The following is a 15,240-nucleotide window of genomic DNA, read 5'->3' on the forward strand; positions in this document are numbered from 1 at the left end:
CCCTCGGAGCGACTCATGCCACACACCGCGCGCCTGCAACGGCGAATTCTGCGAGACTTTCCCCAGCCCGGCTCGGCCGCGGAAATCCTCGCCGCACTGGATCGCATGGCCGCGGAGACGACCCACAGCAGGGATTATTTCGAATCGGAGCGGGTCAAGGCCGCCATCGTCCTGCTCGCGAACGGCAGCGCGACCGAATTCCGCCGGGCGGTGAACCTCGCCAAGCGCGACTGGCGCGACGTGCTGGTCGACGCCGACCTCGCCAGCGAGGACTGGCCCGCACGCCTGGACGCGGAACTAGGACCACCCGCGGACGACGACCACTGACTACCCAGTGTCCCCATTCCCCTGTCTTCCGCCCCCAGGGCCGGAAGACAGGGACTCGCCTACTGCTGCGCCGCCTTGCGATCCAAGAACGCCGTAGGCATCCCCGGCCACGGCGCGTCCGCCGGACGTAGGGCTATGCCGTTGCCGCGGGCCGTGGACAGGGCCAGGACTCCCGCGACTGCCGTGGCGTTGACGATCTCCCCCGCCAGTGCCGCGCGAACGGCCTTGTCGACCGGCATGCGGATTATCGAGAGGTCGGCCTCTTCCAATTCGGGGGTGGGGCGGTCGGTTTCGTAGAGGTCGGTGGCGAAGTAGATGCGGAGGGCCTCGTCGGTGAAACCGGGGGACAGGGCGACGTCGACCAGGACCGACCATTCGCGGGCGGCCAGGCCGGTCTCCTCGGCCAGTTCCCGCTTCGCGGCGGTGAGCGGGTCCTCGCCCTGTTTGTCGAGCAGGCCCGCGGGCAGTTCGAGCAGGCGGCGGCCGATGGGGTGGCGATACTGGTTGATCAGGACCAGTTGCCCGTCCTCGTCGACCGCGGCCACGGCCACCGCGCCGTGATGCTCGATCACCTCACGCTCGGCGACTTTGCCACCGGGCATCCGGACCTGGTCCAGCCGCAGCGCGAGGATCGCGCCGGAATACACCGTGCGGCTGGACACCGTCTCGAAATCGTGTGTGCCGGGGCCGTTCTCGGAGCTCACTGCGGGACCCGCTCCCCCTCGGCGACCTCGACCTCACCGGGAATCTCGACCGGGAGCCGCTCGGCCGCCTTGTACTTCAGCGCTGCGGAGACCAGTCCGGCGAACAGCGGATGCGGGCGGGTCGGACGACTCTTCAGCTCCGGATGCGCTTGAGTGGCAACGAAATACGGATGCTTGTCGGCGGGCAGCTCGACGAATTCGACCAGATGCCCGTCGGGCGAGGTGCCGCTGAACTTCAGGCCGCTCTTGGCGATCCGGTCGCGGTAGGCATTGTTGACCTCGTAGCGATGGCGGTGCCGCTCGGAAACCTCGGTGACGCCATAGGTCTGCGCGACGACCGAACCCTTGGTCAGCACGGCCGGATACGCGCCCAGTCGCATGGTGCCACCTAAATCGGCCTCACCGGCCACCACCTGCTGCTGATCGGCCATCGTGGAGATCACCGGATGTTTGGTGTCGGGCTCGAATTCGGCGGAGTTGGCATCGTCGAGGCCGACCGAGCGGGCCGCCTCGATCACCACGCACTGCAGACCCAGGCACAGCCCCAGCAGCGGAATGCCGCGGGTGCGCGCGTAGCGGATCGCGCCGACCTTGCCCTCGATACCGCGAATCCCGAAACCACCCGGAATCAGCACCGCGTCCACATCGTGCAGATGCCGCTGCGCGCCCGCGGGAGTCTCACATTCGTCCGACTGCACCCAGCGGATGTTCACCTTGGCCCGCGCGGCGAATCCGCCCGCGCGCAGCGCCTCGGTGACCGACAGATAGGCATCGGGCAGATCGACGTACTTGCCGACCAGTGCGACGGTGACCTCCTCGCGCGGGTTGTGCACCCGATCGAGCAGGTCACCCCACACCGTCCAATCCACGTCGCGGAACGGCAGGCCCAGCTTGCGCACCACATAGGCGTCCAGGCCCTCGCGATGCAGCACACGCGGGATGTCGTAGATCGAGGGTGCGTCGGGGGTCGAGATGCAGGCGTCGACGTCGACGTCGCACATGAGCGCGATCTTGTTCTTCAGCGGCTGCGGCACCTCGCGGTCGCAGCGCAGGATCAGCGCGTCGGGCTGGATGCCGATATTGCGCAGCGCGGCGACCGAGTGCTGGGTGGGCTTGGTCTTGAGCTCGCCGGAGGGCGCCAGATACGGCACGAGGGTGACATGCAGGAAGAACACGTTCTCCCGGCCCACCTCGTGGCGAATCTGCCGCGCCGCCTCCAGGAACGGCTGGGACTCGATATCGCCGACGGTGCCGCCGATTTCGGTGATCACCACATCGGGGGCGTGCCCGTAGGCGTCGGGCCCCTGCATCGCCAGGACGCGGTTCTTGATCTCGTCGGTGATGTGCGGGATGACCTGCACCGTGTCACCGAGATATTCGCCGCGCCGCTCCTTGGCGATCACGGTCGAATAGACCTGTCCGGTGGTCACATTCGCGTCCCGCGTCAGCTCCCGATCCAGGAACCGCTCGTAGTGGCCGACGTCGAGATCGGTCTCGGCGCCGTCCTCGGTCACGAACACCTCTCCGTGCTGGAAGGGGTTCATGGTGCCGGGATCTACGTTCAGATACGGATCGAGCTTCTGCATCGTCACGCGCAAACCGCGCGCGGTCAGCAATTGGCCGAGGCTGGAGGCGGTAAGACCCTTACCCAATGAGGAGGCGACACCGCCGGAGACGAAGATGTGCTTGGTGGCCGAGCGCGCCGGAATCCGTGATTGACCCACGGGACTTCACAGTAACACGGAAAACGGTTGCGGAACGAATGCCGCGCGGCGTGGCCGCGCGCTGGCCGGGAACGGTTTCGTCACATCAGTCCCATTCGGTGTCCGGCGCACCATCCGTCGCTGGTTACTCCGCAGCAGCCGCCGCGAGTTCCTCGACCGTCCCGGCCATGATCGTGCGTATATGCGCGGTGACGCGCTCGATCGGCCAATCCCACCACGCGATCTCGAGCAACCGCGCGATCTGCTCCGGTTCGAAGCGAAGGCGGATGACCCGAGCCGGATTACCGCCCACGATGGCGTAATCGGGCACATCGCCGACCACGACCGATCCGGTCGCCACGATCGCGCCGTGGCCGATGCGCACCCCCGGCATCACCGTGACCCCGTTGCCCAGCCACACATCGTTGCCGAGGACCGTATCGCCCGAATTGGGCAATTCACTGACCAGGTCGACATGCTCCGACCACGCACCGCCCATGATCGGGAACGGATAGGTCGACGGCCCGTCCATGCGATGGTTGGCGCCGTTCATGATGAACCGCACGCCCTCGGCCAGCGCGCAGAACCTACCGATGACCAGCTTCTCCGGCCCGTAGTGATAGAGCACATTGGCGGTCTGGAACGCGGTCGGATCGTGGGGATCGTCGTAGTAGCTGAACTCCCCGACCTCGATCAGCGGCGAGGTGATCAGCGGTTTGAGCAACACCACGCGCGGCTGACCGGCCATCGGATGCAGGGTCGTCGGATCGGGAAGTACGGGCATTCGATCATGCTGTCAGCACGCGTGCGAACTCGCCAAACCAATTACCGCGGCAGCGCGACCACGGTGAGCGAATTCGCCTTGGGCCCGGTGCCGTAGCGGCCCGCGCCGCCGCCCAGCTGTTCGCTCAGCCCGAGCGCCGTTGTGATGCGGCCGATTTCGCGATCGATATTGTCGACGGTGGTGACCGTATCGGCCAGGCGGCTGTCCGCGCGCACCACCGCGATCGGCCCCGCGCCGTCGGCCGCCCCCGCCCGCCCAGCCAGCACCACACCCGCGCCGCGCCCGCGCAGACCGCCCGCGAAGCGGCCGATGATCGACCCGCGATTGTTCAGATCCGCCTTCGCGCCGCTGCCGGTCACCACGACCGCCAGCTGCGCGGGCTGCACCTCGCCGCAATTCACGAATCCCCCGCCGCGCAGCGTATCCAGGATCAGCGTGCGCTCCTGCGGTGTCGCGCGCTGCTGACCGTTGCCCGGGTCGACCAGAAACGCCAACCCCAGCAGATCGCCCACCAGACTGCCCTGATCGACCGCGCCGGTCTGCAGCTGCGCCCCGGCGGGAATCATATTGGCGGCCACGGTCCGCAGCCGATCGCCCTGACCGGAATCGATGAAAGCGTCGGTGAGCGCGATCTTTCCGGTCACCGCCGCACCGGCGGTCGTCAGCGCCTTGCCGACCGCGTCGACATCACCGCTGTCGGCGTCGGGGGTGGTGAAGATCAGAACGCTGCGGCCGTTGAGGGCGCCGGTGAGAATTTTGCCCGCGGAGCGGGCGATGAAGCCGTTGGCGGCATTCAATTCGTCTGCGAGACGGCCGTTCTGATGGCTCAGCGTCTCGGCGCGCTGCCGATCCCCGCCCTTGGACCAGGGCATGGCATGCGCGTCGCGGTCCAGTACGTGCGAGCCGAGCAGCAGTCCGCACGACAGTGCGAGAATCACCGACGCGATCGGAACCGCGCGTCGTCGTAACCAGATCACCGAACCCCCTCGCGCGCACCGTGTAATAGGTCGTGCACGGTCCCCCGCGCGTGATGCCAGCTGGACACGGCCCAGTCGAGCACCTCGCTGCCCATATGCGAGGCCATCACCGCCACGATCAACGCGACCAGCGCGGCGAGCACGATCAGCGCGGCCGCCCAGCCGGAGGTGCGGTGCTGATACAGCGTCGCAACGGCTTTGGCGTCCATGAGCTTGGCCCCGGTCTTGAGTCTGGTCAGGAAGGTGGCGGGCGTGGACTCGCGCCGGCCGCGATCGAAGAAGTCGTCCAGGGACGCGGCCGCGCCGCAGGTCACGATCAGTGACGCGCCGTGATGATCGGCCAGCAGCAGCGCCAGATCCGCCGCCGAGCCCGAGGACGGGAAGGTGGTCGCGCCGATGCCGAGATCCTGGATGCGCTCGAGGCCCTTGGCATGGCCGTCGGTATCGGCGGGCAGGATCACCTCGGCGCCGCATTTGAGGGTCGAGGCGGTGATCTCCTCGGGATCCCCGACGATCAGATCGGGCCGATATCCGCTGCGCCGCAGGGTATCCGCGCCGCGGCCCACCCCGATCAGAATCGGCGCGTACTCCTTGACGAAGGGTTTGAGCGCCTTGAGATCGGTGTCGTGATCGGGCCCGTCGGCCACCACGACCACATGCCGGTTACGCATGGACAGATCCAGCTCCGGCACGCCCAAACCGTCGATGAGCAGCGCACTTTCGGTGCGGAAGAATTCGATCGTATTGCCCGCGAACGCCTCCAGATGATCGGCGAGTCCCGTGCGGGCCTCGATCATCCGCTCGGCGATGATCGGCTCGGTCAGCTCGGTCAGCTCCGAGACCAGCGCCTCGGGCTCCTTTTTGGTGAGCCGGTCGGCATAGACCACACCGCCATCGATGCGCACCTTGCTGCCGTCCTTGATCCGGCCGAAAACGTCCGCGGCAGCGTCGAACAGCAGAATGCCATTGGCGACCAGCACCTCCGGACCCAGATTCGGATAGCGGCCCGACATCGACGGCGAGGCGTTGAGCACCGCCGCCACACCCGCCTCGACGAGCCGATCAGCGGTGAGCCGATCCAGGTCCATCTCGTCGAGCACGACGATATCCCCCGGTCCCACCCGCTGGAGCAGACGACGCGTGTTGCGGTCCGCCCGGGCCATCCCCGCCAGACCGGGCAGCGTCTCGGTATTCCTCGACAACAGCGCCAGCACCTTCATGAGGTCAGATAATGATCCGCAACCCTCAACCTGTGGTGGAGGCGCGCCGCCCGGTCAGCACATTCGTCACTGTGATGCCAGTGACTCGCGGTAACGGCTGTGAGACCCAACCGCTATGCTCCAGCTCACAGATCCGAAGGAGATTCGTATGGCCCGCACGACCGTCGACGCCGTCATCCCCGCACCCCGTGAGCTGGTGTACAAGCTGTTTACCGAGCGGGACGGCCTCAATGCCTACCTGCCGCTCAACATCACGTTGAAGAAGCCCGGCGCCGGCGAGCCCAGCGGCCTCGGCGCCCAGTACGTGGTCGGCCTCGGGGGTGTCGGCGTCACCGAGGAAACCATCCTGCTCGAGCCCAATGAGCGCTTCCAGTACAAGATCGTCAAGGGCGTCCCGGTGAAAAGCCATATCGGCACCGTCACCTTCGCCGACGCGCCCGGCGGCACGCTGGTCTCCTACACGATGGAGTCCTACCCGAAGATCCCGATTCCCGCCCGCGCGACCGAATTGATCCTCAAGGGTCTGATCAGCCCGTTCCTCAGCGCGGCCCGCAAGGCCACCCAGCAGTAGCGCTCAGGATGCCGCGGGTGTCGCGGCATCCTTTTCGGAACGAGCGGTTTCGAGCAGCTCCTCCGCATGGGCGCGGCCGGTCTCGGTATCGTCGAGGCCGGCCAGCATGCGGGCCAATTCCTTGACTCGTTCGTCATTGGACAGGGCGTGCACGCCGCTGTTGACACCCTTGCCGTCATCCACCTTGTCGACCACCAGATGGGTATCGGCGAAGGCCGCGACCTGCGGCAGGTGGGTCACCACGATGACCTGATGGGTGCGAGCCAAACGAGCCAGACGACGACCGATCTCCACCGCGGCGCGACCGCCCACACCGGCGTCGACCTCGTCGAAGACCATGGTCGTACCGTGTTCGGAACTGGACAGCACGACCTCGAGCGCCAACATCACCCGCGAGAGCTCACCGCCGGAGGCGCTCTTGCTCAGCGGCAGCGACTGCGCGCCGGAATGGGCCGCCAGCCGGAACTCCACCTCGTCGACCCCGGCCGAGCCCGCGTGTAATTCCTTGCCGCCCATGGTGATCGGCGCCGAGTCCTGGGCGCTCGCGGGCACCGGGCGCACATCAACCTCGAGTTTGGCGCGGCCCATGGCCAATCCGCCGAGTTCGGTGCTGACCGCGGCGGCCAACTTCTTGGCGGCCTTGGTGCGCGCGGCGGTCAGCTTCTTGGCGGTCTCACGCACCTGCTCGGCGGTGGCCTCGACCTCCTTGGCAAGCGCGGCCAGCGCCTCCTCGGAGACATCGAGCGAATCGAGCCGACTGCGCGCGTCCTCGGCCCAGGCCAGCACACCGTCGATATCGGGGGCGTACTTCCGCGTCAGCGTCTTCAACTCGGCCTGACGGTTCAGCAGCGAATCCAACGCGCTCGGATCCGACGGCAGATCCGACAGGTAGCCGCTCAGTTCGGTCGTCAGATCCACGACCACCGAAATGGCATCGCCCAGCCGCGGCGCCAACTCACGCAATGCCGCGTCGTCGGCCGCATCCAGCCGGGCGCGCGCGGTACCGAGCAGATCCAGTGCTCCCGAACCCTCCCCGGGCGCGTCGGCCGGACCGGCCAGGGCGTCGTGCGCCGCGGTCGCGGCCTCGCGCAGCGAATCCAGATCCGACAGTCGGCGCACCTCGGCGACGATGCGATCGTCCTCACCGGGTTGCGGTGTGATGGCGTCGATCTCGGTCAGCGAATGCTTGAGCCGATCGGCCTCGAGCGCCAATTCCCGGCTGCGCGCGGTGCGTTCGAGCAGTTCGTTGCGGGCCTGCAGCCAGGTGCGCCGGGCCAGTTGATATTTGCGCAGCAGTCCGGCGATGGCATCGCCCGCGAACTGATCCAACGCCCGCAGCTGCTGGTCGGGCCGTTGCAGCCGCAGCTGATCGTTCTGGCCGTGCACGGTCAGCAGCGGCGCGGTGAAATCACCGAGCACGGCCGCGGGCACGCTGCGCCCGCCCAGATGCGCCCGCGAACGGCCGTCGCTGGACACGGTGCGCACGGCGATCACGCTGCCGTCGTCATCGCGTTGCGCGCCCGAGGATTCCAACACCTTCTCGACCTCGTCGCGGGCATTGTCATGCACCTCGTCGAGGGTGAAGCGGCCCTCGACCACCGCGCGCGCCGCCCCGCGCCGCACCCGGCCCGCATCGGCCCGGGCGCCGCCGAGCAGATGCAGGCTCGTCACCACCATGGTCTTACCGGCCCCGGTCTCACCGGTCAGACACGTCAGCCCCTCGTGGAATTGCGCTGTGGCGGTGGAAATAACGCCCAGCCCATCAATCCTGATCTCTGTCAGCACTCGTGCTCTCCGTTCGACGGCGGCCCCGCCAGCCTGTCACGGGCAACTGGAACTTGCGCACCATCCGGTCGGCGAACGGCGCGGAATCCAACCGCACCCACCGCACCGGTTCCGACCCCCGGACCGCCTCGAACCGCGCGCCCTTGGGCAGGGCGAGGGTTCGGCGACCGTCCAGGAAAACTATCGCATCGTGGCCTATGGCAACGGTTTCCACCGCGATCAGCGAATCGGGGCTGGTCACCAGTGGCCGCGCGAACAACGCGTGGGCATTGCTCGGAATCACCAGCAGCGCCTCGAGTTCGGGCCACACCACCGGACCACCCGCCGAGAACGCATAGGCGGTGGAACCGGTCGGAGTCGCGACCAGCACCCCGTCACAACCGAATTGCGACACCGGGCGGCCGTCGACCTCCATGACCACCTCCAATACGCCCATCCGGGCGGCGTTTTCGATACTGGCCTCGTTGAGGGCCCATCCGCGCTCCACGACCACATCATCGACCCGGATACTGACATCTATCGTCATCCGCTGCTCGAGGCGGTAATCGCCGCGCACCACCTGGGCGAGCGCGTCGTCGAGATGTTCGGCCTCGGCCTCGGTGAGAAATCCGATGCGGCCCAGATTGATTCCCAGCACCGGCACCCGGGCGGGCCGCGCCATCTCGGCCGCCCGCAGGAAGGTGCCGTCGCCGCCGAGGGCCAGCACCATCTCGCAGCCGACCGCGGCATCGGGCCCGTGCTCGACCACCTGCACCGGATAACCGTCGGGCTCGCTGGATTCCTCACAGTCGAGTTTGGTGCTGTAGGCCTCGTCCTCGAGCAGCCGCAAACCGATTCCGGCGTCGGCGAAGATCTTCGCCACGCGCTGAGCCGTCTCGGTCAGCTCCGGACGGCCGGGATGAGCGACGAGCAGAATCTCCCGTCTCACGGCTTCGCCGTTCGCCGAGGCGCTGTATTCGATGGTTCGGTCGCAAGCTCCCTCACTGAGGCCCCTCCTCAACCGCACGCCGCACCAGCTCCGCGACATCCACCTCGGGCGCGTCGCCGGTGCGCAACCACAGAAAGTATTCGACATTGCCCGAGGGCCCGGGCAGCGGACTGGCCACCACGCCGTGGGTGTGCAGACCGAGTTCGGCCGCCGCGGCCGCGACCTCGCGTACGGCCTCGGCGCGCAGAGCCGGATCCCGCACCACACCGCCGGAGCCTACTCGTTCCTTACCGACCTCGAATTGCGGTTTCACCATCGGCAGCAGATCCGCTGCGGGCCCGCAGCATCGTGCCAGCGCCGGAAGCACCAAACCCAGGGATATGAACGACAAATCGGCCACGACGACCTCGACCGGCCCCGCGGTCTGTTCCGGGGTCAAGGTGCGCACATTGGTGCGATCGACGACCCGCACGCGCTCGTCGTTCTGCAACCGCCACACCAGCTGGCCGTAGCCGACATCGACAGCGACCACCTCGCGGGCGCCGCGCGCCAGCAACACATCGGTGAAACCACCGGTCGAGGCTCCCGCGTCGAGGCAGCGCTTGTCCGCGATGCGCAACCCCTGCGGTTCGAACGCCTCGAGCGCGCCGAGCAGTTTGTGCGCGCCGCGCGAGGCCCACTGCACCTCGTCGGGTTCCTCCCGCACCAGCAGCGGGGTGCCCGCCTCCACCGCGGTCGCCGGTTTCGAGGCGACCGTACCGTTGATCAGGACGCGGCCCGCGCCGATCAGCTCGACCGCGTGTTCTCGCGATCGCGCCAATCCGCGGCGAACCAGTTCGGCGTCCACTCGAGCCCGCCTGGCCACCTCAGATCTTGTCCACCGTCGCCAGGGCCTGGACCAGCACCTCGTGTGCCTGTTCCAGGATGCGGGCGCGGCGGGTGATATCCACGCCGGCCTGCTCCGGATCCGAATTACGAGCTCCCGCAGTCAATTCCGACAGCAGCGCGTCGACCTCGCCGCGCACCTTCGCCGGATCGGCGAACTCCACCGGATTGGCCCCGGGCAGATGCTGACCGGGTAGCGGCGCTGCCAGGTTCGGCCCGGGCGCGTGCGGACGAGGAAACGGCGTAGTCATGGTGTCGACAACGCTACCGGAGATGGCATTCGAACACACGTACCGACTACAAGTGTGAGATAGGAGGCTGCAGAATATGGCGGGTGCGAGGTGATCGGGTGCGGGCCGGGCGGCGAGCCGGACTGATGCGGTTGGCGGCGGCGGCGGTCGCGGTGGTGACGATGGCCGAATGGCTGCATTGGCGCGCCTCCCGCCGGGTGTTCCCCAAGGCCGAGCCCGCCCCGGACGGCGGCGCGGAAGCCGTTGTGGTGCTGGGCTTCCCGATCAAACGCAATGGCGGAGTGCATCCGCTGCAGCGCTGGCGCTGCCGAATCGCGGCGCGCTCCATGGATTCTCGCCGCGACGGCGTCATGGTCTTCACCGGCGGCGCGATCAAACGCGATCAACCCGAGGCCGAGGCGATGGCCCGCTACGCCCGCGACGTGCTGGGCGTGCCGAAAGACCGCATCCGCATCGAGACAGCGGCCGGAAGTACCTGGCAGAACATCGAATTCAGCATTCCGCTGATCGAGCACGCCACCCGCATCGCCATCGCTTCCGATCCCATGCACGCCGCCCGTGCGCGGCGCTATCTGCGCCTACAGCGCCCCGATCTGGCCGCACGCCTGGCCCCTGCCGCGGATTACCGCTTCCTGGAGGCGTGGTGGCTCAAGGTTCCCACCGCGACCCACGAGCTGGCCGCCATCGCCCGCCGCAATGCCGGGCGGGTCATTCGTGGCCTGATTCCCCGGGCAGTCTCCGATCGCTGAGCTGTCCGTCCAGCGGCGGATAGGCCAGAATCCGGCGCAGGCGGTCGATCTCCTTGCGGAGCAGCCGGTTCTCCTCCTCGAGCGAATGGATGACGGCCTGCGCCGGTCCGGCCGCCTCATCCGACACGGTCGGCCGCTGTCCCAGCCGCGCGAGGATCCGCGCGCGCAGATCCTCGAGCGCCGCGCCCCGACGTTCCAGCACCTGCGCCCCGACGCCCTCGTGTTCGATCACGAGCCCGAGCAGCACATGTTCGGTGCCGATATAGGAGTGCCCGAGCTGCACGGCCTCCATATGCGACATCTCGAGTACCTTCTTGGCTCGCGGCGTGAAGGGGATGTATCCCGCCGGTTCCTGCTTCCCGCGCCCGATGATCTGCTCCACATCCGCCCGCATCGCGGTCAGCTCGATCTCGAGATCGTGCAGCACCTGCGCCGCGATCCCCTCCCCTTCGGCGATGAGACCGAGCAGAATATGCTCCGTGCCGATGTAGTTGTGATTCATCTGCCGGGCCTGCTCCTGTGCGAGCACCACCACCCGGCGCGCACGATCGGTGAATCGCTCGAACATGCCGCCATTGTCGTCCCGTCGGCGCGGGTCCGCGGCCGATCACGGCGGGTCTTAACGAAAGCCATCGGATTCGCTTGTGCTGTGGGATGTTCCGGCTCGCGAGCGTGGGTCACAGCGCGGATCGAGATATCGAGCGGTGATTGGGCGCGGCCTTCGCCTCAGGAGATGATCGGAATGGCCCGGCCGGGTTCTGGTTCAGCAGCTCGGCCCGATCGTCGTCGGTCGCGGAGAGATTCGCCTCAGGAAACGATCGGAATGGCCCGACTGGGATGCTGGTTCAGCAGCTCGGCCAGATCGTCGTCGGTCGCGGAGATTCGCCTCAGGAGATGATCGGAATGGCCCGGCCGGGATGCTGGTTCAGCAGTTCGGCCAGTCGGTCGACCAGATCGTCGTCGGTCGCGGAGAGCGAATCGGTTTCGGCCACTGGGTGATTGAGGGCGTCCAGGGAATCGGAGATGTAGGTGGGGAGGCGGTCGGCCGGTTGCTTGCGCAGATCGGCCAGGGTGCTGACGCCGGTGAGGACCAGTAGCGACGGCAGATTCACACAGTGAGCGCCGTCGATATCGGTGTCGAGGCGGTCGCCGACCACCAGGGCATCGCGCGTGCCCGCGCGGTCGAGGGCGTCCTCGAGCAGCGGGGCGTACGGCTTGCCCGCGACGATCGGCTCGAGATCGGTCGCGGTGCGCAGGGCCGCGACGATCGAACCGTTGCCGGGGGCGAGGCCGCGCTCGTTGGGCAGCGTGGCATCGGTATTGGCTGCGACCCACAGGGCTCCGGCCCGCAACGCGTAGGCGGCCTCGGCCAGATCGGGCCAGGCCGTTTGCGGCGAATGGCCCTGTACGACGGCGTCGGGTGCGGTCTCGTCGAAGCGACGGATCGGGCGCAGCCCGACCCGTTCCACCTCGGTGGCCAGATCGTCGGTGCCGACGATCAGGACGGTCGCGCCCGGGGCGAGACGATCGGCCAGCACATGGGCCGCGGCCTGCGCGCTGGTGACCACGTCGTTCTCCGAGGCGTCGAAACCGAGTTCCGCGAGATGACCCGCGACGGCCGCGGCCGAGCGGCTGGCGTTGTTGGTGACATACATCAGTCGCCGATCGGCCGGATTGTCCGAAAGCGCCTCGGCCGCACCCGGAATGGCGACCGGGCCGCGATACAGCGTGCCGTCCAGGTCCAGCAGCAGCGCGCCGAACCGCTCTCGTAACCGTGCCACTCAGTCCACCTGCTTCTGCGTCGCGTCCTACTCGATATCGTCGTCGGCGCCCGCGGCGTCGGCCAATTCCTCGGCCCGTTCCTCGGCGTCGGTCTCACCCTCGAGGTCGGCGGCCGCGGCATTGAGGAACCACTTGAGGGCCTCATCGGAGCGCTCGGCGGCCAGCAGGGCCTCGGCGTAGGCGTAGAACAGCCGGGCGGCCGCCGAACCGGTCCGCGCCGGATCCAGATCCGAGGTCTGCAGCGTGACGACGGCTTGGTCGTACTGACCCAGATCCATCCGCGCCCCCGCGACCACGATCCGCAGTTCGGTGGCCTCATCGCCCTGCAACAGCCGGGCCTCGTCGCTGCGACCGAGTTCGATCGCCCGCTCGGGCCGACCGAGGCCGCGCTCGCAATCGGCCATCACGGCCAGCAGGCCCGTGCCGCCCTGCATCCGCCGCGCGGTCCGCAGCTCCGACAGCGCCTCGGCCCATTCGCCCGCGTGATAGGCCGTCACACCGGCGGTTTCGCGAACCACCGCGATCCGACCCGCACGCTGCCGCGCGGCCCGGGCATGCTCGAGCGCCAGCTCCGGATCCTCATCGATGAGCCGTGCGGCCATCACCAGGTGCCGGGCGACGGTCTCGGCATTGCTCTTGTCCAGGCTGAGCAGATCGCGCCGGATGACGGGATCGAGATCGCCCGCCTCGACATCCTCGGGAAGTTCGGGCTCGTCGGGACGTCCCGCGCGCCGATCGCCGCCCTTCGCGCCCGAGGCCCACGCGCCCTCGCCGCCGCGGCGGCGTTCCGGGCGACGGTCATCCTCGTCGGTGGTGTCCTGTGCGTCATCGGATTCCGCACGGCCCTCGGCGGATTCGCCCGAGGGCTCGACTTCGGAGCGAGCGGGGGTCGAGGCTTCGTCAACCGCCTGCTGATCGGTGTCGGCGGGAACCAAGTCTTCGCGCTCATCGCGCACATCATCGCGGCGGTCCGCGTCCGAACGCTCGTCTTCGCGGTGGAAACCCCTGCGGTTGGAATCGCCGCGCTCATCGTCGCGACGGAAACCGACCCGGCCGGAATCGTTCCGGTTGTCATCGCGACGGGGACCACGGCGCTCATCATCGCGCCGGAAGCCACCGCGGTTCGAACCACGCTCGTCATCCCGCCGGAAACCACCGCGACCGCGATTATCGTCGCGCTCATCGTCACGACGGTAGCCGCCACGACCCGAGTCGCCGCGCTCGTCATTACGCCGGAAGCCACCGCCGGAACCACCACGGTCGTCGCGCCGGAAGCCGCCGCGGTCGTCATTGCGGCCGAAACCGCCACGGCCGGAGTCATTTCGGTTCTCGTCGCGCCGGAAACCACCACGGTTGTCCTCACGGCGGAAACCGCCACGGCCGGAATCGTTCCGGTTCTCATCGCGCCGGAAACCACCACGGTCCGAACCACGCTCGTCATCACGAGGGAAACCACCGCGACCGCGATTATCGTCGCGCCGGAAACCACCGCGATCCGAACCACCGCGCTCGTCGTTGCGACGGAAGCCACCGCCGGAACCACCACGGTCGTCATTGCGACGGAAACCACCACGGCCGGAATCGTTTCGGCTCTCGTCACGGCGGAAACCACCACGATCCGAACCGCCGCGCTCGTCGTCGCGACGGAAACCACCACGACCGGAATCGTTTCGATTGTCGTCGCGCCGGAAACCACCGCGGTTCGAACCACGCTCGTCATCACGACGGAAACCACCGCGACCGGAATCGTCACGGTCGTCGCGCCGGAAGCCGCCACGGTTCGAGCCACCGCGCCCGTCATCACGACGGAACCCGCCCCCGGAACCACCACGGTCGTCATTGCGGCGGAAACCGCCACCGCCGGAACCGCCACGGTTGTCGTCGCGGCGGAAACCGCCACCGCCGGAACCGCCACGGTTGTCGTCGCGACGGAAACCGCCACGGCCCGAGCCGCCGCGGTCGTCATCGCGGCGGGAATTGCCCCGGCCGAAATCATCGCGGTGGTTGTCGCGCCGGGAGCCGCCGCGGTTGTAGCCGCGGGAATCGTCACCGCGACCGGAATCGTTGCGGTTGTCGTCTCGACGGAAGCCGCCGCCGGAACTGCCTCGGTCGCCACCCGACCTGCCGGAGCCGCCCGATCCCTGACCGGACCCGCTACGGCGGAACGGCTTCCGACCGTCGTTCTGCTCCGACACGGTGATCCCTTTCTACTGTCTCCTCCATGCCCGGCCACTGGACGGCGTCCGCGCGAGGCCGGGCCTCGGGCCCGCCTACTCGAATTCAATCACGCGCGCACGATCCGTCCACCACGGCACCGGGTTCCAGGCGCGGCAACAGGCTGCTGAACGTCGAAAAGGGGGCCCGAGATATGGGCCCCCTTTTCGGGAATGTATGTTCCGGCGGTGTCCTACTCTCCCACACCCTGGCGAGTGCAGTACCATCGGCGCTGGCAGGCTTAGCTTCCGGGTTCGGAATGGGACCGGGCGTTTCCCCACCGCTATAACCGCCGTAACTCTATGAAACTATCCACAGAGAGCCAAACCCCCGACGAGGGGATCCGTCTCCTGTATCTGC

General features: G+C 68.0%; 15 protein-coding genes, 1 rRNA gene and 1 pseudogene. 4 read left to right on the forward strand and 13 right to left on the reverse strand.

The features are described 5' to 3' along the window. Positions 1-15: 15 nt before the first annotated feature. A complete protein-coding gene (locus NP4_RS36485; protein ID WP_068008047.1) occupies positions 16-327 on the forward strand; it encodes a hypothetical protein in 312 nt (103 codons plus the stop codon). 59 nt (positions 328-386) lie between these two features. Here the strand turns inward: NP4_RS36485 and NP4_RS36490 are convergent, their stop codons facing one another. The 5 genes from NP4_RS36490 to steA all read right to left on the reverse strand — a co-directional run bounded on the left by NP4_RS36490 (position 387) and on the right by steA (position 5,715). After that, positions 387-1,031 carry an NUDIX domain-containing protein gene (locus tag NP4_RS36490; protein WP_068008051.1) on the reverse strand — a complete coding sequence of 215 codons (645 nt, stop codon included), beginning with the start codon at positions 1,029-1,031 and terminating at the stop codon, positions 387-389. Next, entirely contained in the window at positions 1,028-2,755 is a 1,728-nt protein-coding gene (gene pyrG / locus NP4_RS36495; protein WP_068008054.1) for a CTP synthase, read from the reverse strand. Before pyrG ends, NP4_RS36490 begins: the two co-directional genes overlap by 4 nt. A 124-nt stretch (positions 2,756-2,879) precedes the next feature. Continuing rightward, positions 2,880-3,518: a CatB-related O-acetyltransferase gene (locus NP4_RS36500; RefSeq protein ID WP_068008057.1), complete on the reverse strand. Its 639-nt coding sequence runs from the start codon at positions 3,516-3,518 to the stop codon at positions 2,880-2,882. Between the two features lie 41 nt (positions 3,519-3,559). Further along, positions 3,560-4,495, reverse strand: coding sequence for a copper transporter (locus NP4_RS36505; protein WP_068008061.1), 936 nt, complete (start codon positions 4,493-4,495; stop codon positions 3,560-3,562). Then, a complete protein-coding gene (steA, locus tag NP4_RS36510; RefSeq protein WP_068008064.1) occupies positions 4,492-5,715 on the reverse strand; it encodes a putative cytokinetic ring protein SteA in 1,224 nt (407 codons plus the stop codon). Before steA ends, NP4_RS36505 begins: the two co-directional genes overlap by 4 nt. 148 nt (positions 5,716-5,863) lie before the next feature. Here steA and NP4_RS36515 point away from each other — a divergent pair, with 148 nt between their 5' ends. Next, positions 5,864-6,286, forward strand: coding sequence for an SRPBCC family protein (locus tag NP4_RS36515; protein WP_068008110.1), 423 nt, complete (start codon positions 5,864-5,866; stop codon positions 6,284-6,286). A 3-nt stretch (positions 6,287-6,289) separates the two neighbouring features. Here the strand turns inward: NP4_RS36515 and recN are convergent, their stop codons facing one another. Genes recN through NP4_RS36535 form a run of 4 tightly spaced genes read right to left on the reverse strand, consistent with a single transcriptional unit; the run spans position 6,290 to position 10,135 of the window. Next, a complete protein-coding gene (gene recN / locus NP4_RS36520) occupies positions 6,290-8,071 on the reverse strand; it encodes a DNA repair protein RecN (RefSeq protein ID WP_068008066.1) in 1,782 nt (593 codons plus the stop codon). Continuing rightward, on the reverse strand, positions 8,049-8,999 hold the full coding sequence (locus NP4_RS36525) for an NAD kinase (protein WP_373863894.1): 951 nt from the start codon (positions 8,997-8,999) through the stop codon (positions 8,049-8,051). Before NP4_RS36525 ends, recN begins: the two co-directional genes overlap by 23 nt. A gap of 52 nt (positions 9,000-9,051) precedes the next feature. Further along, positions 9,052-9,864 carry a TlyA family RNA methyltransferase gene (locus NP4_RS36530; protein ID WP_068008069.1) on the reverse strand — a complete coding sequence of 271 codons (813 nt, stop codon included), beginning with the start codon at positions 9,862-9,864 and terminating at the stop codon, positions 9,052-9,054. Between the two features lies 1 nt (position 9,865). Next, positions 9,866-10,135, reverse strand: coding sequence for a hypothetical protein (locus tag NP4_RS36535; RefSeq protein WP_068008072.1), 270 nt, complete (start codon positions 10,133-10,135; stop codon positions 9,866-9,868). A gap of 83 nt (positions 10,136-10,218) precedes the next feature. Here NP4_RS36535 and NP4_RS36540 point away from each other — a divergent pair, with 83 nt between their 5' ends. Continuing rightward, a complete protein-coding gene (locus tag NP4_RS36540; protein WP_147288130.1) occupies positions 10,219-10,884 on the forward strand; it encodes a YdcF family protein in 666 nt (221 codons plus the stop codon). Positions 10,885-10,906: 22 nt separating this feature from the next. Here NP4_RS36540 and NP4_RS36545 read toward each other — a convergent pair. The 3 genes and pseudogenes from NP4_RS36545 to NP4_RS40470 form a co-directional block, all read right to left on the reverse strand. After that, positions 10,907-11,452 (reverse strand): annotated as a pseudogene (locus NP4_RS36545) (Clp protease N-terminal domain-containing protein); the annotation flags it as partial. A 319-nt stretch (positions 11,453-11,771) separates the two neighbouring features. Then, complete coding sequence (locus NP4_RS36550) at positions 11,772-12,665, reverse strand: HAD-IIA family hydrolase (protein ID WP_068008079.1); 894 nt, start codon at positions 12,663-12,665, stop codon at positions 11,772-11,774. Between the two features lie 27 nt (positions 12,666-12,692). After that, positions 12,693-13,601: a hypothetical protein gene (locus NP4_RS40470; protein ID WP_174556216.1), complete on the reverse strand. Its 909-nt coding sequence runs from the start codon at positions 13,599-13,601 to the stop codon at positions 12,693-12,695. Between the two features lie 60 nt (positions 13,602-13,661). On the opposite strand from NP4_RS40470, the gene NP4_RS42020 reads away from it, so the two are divergent. Then, positions 13,662-15,011, forward strand: coding sequence for a hypothetical protein (locus NP4_RS42020; RefSeq protein ID WP_068008082.1), 1,350 nt, complete (start codon positions 13,662-13,664; stop codon positions 15,009-15,011). A gap of 49 nt (positions 15,012-15,060) precedes the next feature. Here the strand turns inward: NP4_RS42020 and rrf are convergent. Then, positions 15,061-15,177 (reverse strand): 5S ribosomal RNA (gene rrf, locus NP4_RS36565). Positions 15,178-15,240 lie beyond the last annotated feature (63 nt).

The organism is Nocardia pseudobrasiliensis NBRC 108224 (genome assembly GCF_001613105.1).
GTDB classification, from domain to species: Bacteria; Actinomycetota; Actinomycetes; order Mycobacteriales; family Mycobacteriaceae; genus Nocardia; species Nocardia pseudobrasiliensis.